2 protein-coding genes are annotated in these 2,828 nt (G+C 66.3%); one reads left to right on the forward strand and one right to left on the reverse strand.

Translation table 11 applies throughout. The features are described 5' to 3' along the window. On the forward strand, nucleotides 1-1,210 hold a 1,210-nt coding region (locus RIF85_RS15510; protein WP_309072799.1), incomplete at its 5' end, for a PLP-dependent aminotransferase family protein. Here RIF85_RS15510 and RIF85_RS15515 read toward each other — a convergent pair. Further along, complete coding sequence (locus RIF85_RS15515; RefSeq protein ID WP_309072800.1) at nucleotides 1,207-2,640, reverse strand: MFS transporter; 1,434 nt, start codon at nucleotides 2,638-2,640, stop codon at nucleotides 1,207-1,209. The genes RIF85_RS15510 and RIF85_RS15515 overlap by 4 nt on opposite strands. Nucleotides 2,641-2,828: the final 188 nt, after the last annotated feature.

The raw sequence follows: 2,828 nt of genomic DNA on the forward strand, positions 1-2,828 counted from the left end.
CCGTCCGGCCGACTATGGCTGGCAGACTGCCGCGCTGCGTTCACCGAAGGCTCCAGCCCGCGGCCTTCCGACGGCGTTGCGCGGTATCCAGCACGACGTCATCGCCTTTCACTCGGGTTACCCTGACCAAGAGCTTTTGCCGGTACGCGCGGTCCGTGCGGCGCTCACCCGGGCGTCCCGCAGCGATGCGGCGCTGTCCCGGCCGCCGGCGGCAGGGTTGCCCGAACTGCAGTCCTGGTTTGCGCAGGAACTGCGGGCTTCAACCCCGGCCGGTGTCTCCCCGCCCGCGCCCAGCGACGTGATCATCCTTCCTGGCAGTCAAAGTGGCCTCAGCACGATCTTCCGTGCACTCGCCGGCAGCGGGCAGCCGATCCTCATGGAGTCGCCCACCTACTGGGGAGCTATCGTGGCCGCCGCTCAGGCCGGTGTGGAAGTGATACCGATTCCGAGCGGAGCCGACGGACCTGACCCCGAGGTGCTCGCCCGGGCCTTCGAGGAGACAGGTTCCCGCCTCCTCTATGCGCAGCCCAATTACACGAATCCCACCGGTGCCCAGTGGTCTGCCGAGCGCAGCGCGCACGTACTCGATGCAGTCCGCGCTCACGGCGCCTTCCTCGTGGAGGATGACTGGGCGCATGACTTCGGCATCAACACGAGCTCAACCCCCGTCGCTGCGCGCGACGACTCGGGTCATGTGGTCTACCTTCGTTCACTGACGAAGAGCGTCTCTCCCTCGGTCCGGGTTGGAGCCGTGGTTGCTCGCGGACCGGCGCGGGAACGGATTCTTGCAGATCACGGAGCCGGAGCGATGTATGTCAGCGGACTCCTGCAGTCCGCCGCACTGGAGGTGGTGACGCAGCCGGCCTGGCAGACACATCTGCGCGGGCTGCGCCAGCAGCTCCAGTCCCGCCGTGACCTGCTGCTGGCCAGCCTGCGGGAGCACGCGCCGCAAGCGCACATTGACCTCATACCGAAGGGCGGGCTGAATCTGTGGGCGCGGCTGCCCGACGGGACCGACGTCGAACTGTTGGCCCGTGATTGCGAGGCTGCCGGCGTCGTTATCGCGGCAGGGAACGAGTGGTTCCCGGCCGAGCCTGCGGGCCCCTTCATCCGGCTCAACTATGCGGGCGGGCACCCCGGACAGTTCCCGCAGGGCATTCGGGTTCTCGGTGAGATGCTCGAGCGTCAGCTCGCTGGCGGGGCGAGCTAAGGCGTCGTCGGAGTCTCTGTAGCCGTCTCCGCCGCCGTCTGCGCATAGGACGCCGAGACCCGGCGGTAGACCGGGGTAAAGAAGGCCAGCAGCGCGGCGGCGATGATGACGATGCCGGCGATCAGGAACACGAGCGCGATGCCGCGGGAGGTTCCCTCGCCGAGGAGCGGGGCCAGCTGGGTGGCGCCCTCTGTTGAGCGGGCGTACGGGATGATCCAGATCTGGGCGATGGGAGCGATGAGGAATGCGGTGATCGGGGCAGCCGCAGACTCCAATGCCATGGCCAATCCGAACACGCGTCCCTGCCGGTTCAGCGGCACCACCCGCTGGATGACGGTCTGCTCGGCGGCTTCGATGAACGGGATCAGGACGAGGTACAGCCAGATACCGGCGATGTAGAGCCAGGCCCACTCGCGGATCGTGAAGACCGCCCCGATCACGCCCATCACGACGACGGCAATGAGCATGGTGCGCAGCGGATTGGACCCCAGGCCGAACTTGGCGATCAGCGCACCGCCCACAATGAATCCGGTGGCGCCGAGCGCGAAGAAGGTTCCCCACAGTTCCACGGGAAAGAGCTCCAGCCCGTAGGGATCCATCAGCGCCATGTAGACGCCGCCCACGAAGTTGTTGAACGTGGAGAACAGGATCAGCGCGAACAGGCCCGAGATTGCCATGACGGCGGCCCACGAACCCCGCAGGTCGAAGCCGCCGTGTGCGTCGGTGGCGGCAGCACGCACCTCCTCGGGCATGCGCAGCGTCAGCAGGTGAGCGAACGCAAGGGCGGTCAGCACAAGGGCAACGACGATCGTCCAGCCCATGCCGAGCAGCCCGACCGACAACCCGGAAAGCACGGAGGTGATGATGAACATGATGCCCTGCACCATTCCCACCAGTCCGTTGGCGTTCGCCCGACGGTCGGGCTCGATGAGGATGGTGACCGTTGTGGCCAGGGCGATGTTCCGCATGTTCTCCACCACCGCACCGATCAGGATGATCATGGTGAAGACCCAGAACCACGGCTGTCTCAGGTCGAGAAGGCTGGATTCGGGCGTCATGAGGAACATGGCCCCGGAGAGCAGGAACATCACCAGGGTGAATGCGCCGGCGAAGCGCATCACCGCCAGCTTCCGGTAGCGGTCCACGAACGTGCCGAAGCTGATGCTCGAGAGGGCAATCAACAGCATGTACGCGCCGCCGATCACCCCGGTGGCAATGACGTTGCGGGTTTCCAGATACGCCCAGAACGTCAGGGCGAACCACAGATAACTGGTGGTGATGTTTGCGACGCCGGTGTTCACGAGGATGCCCATGAAGGTGCGGTTTCTCTCCGCCGGAGAGCGCAGGGAAGTGTCAATGAAGTCGTCGAGGCTTGTGCCTCCGGAGGGAGTTGCCGCAGCCCCCTCCGGGGCAGGGTCCTGCCCGGTCATGCGCCTCAGTGTACTAGCCCGACGACGACGGCACCCGCCCGGTCCCGCTCACCGGTCAGCGCTCGGTGAGGGCAGCTTCGAGGATGTCGATGACCTGGGCCCGCTGGATGGCGCAGCTGGATGCAGGCCAACCCGTAACCGCGAAGATGCTTGCCACCTCGGCGCTGGCGTCCCATTCCGGCTTGTCC

It is taken from the genome of Arthrobacter sp., from assembly GCF_031179385.1.
GTDB lineage: Bacteria > Actinomycetota > Actinomycetes > Actinomycetales > Micrococcaceae > Arthrobacter_D.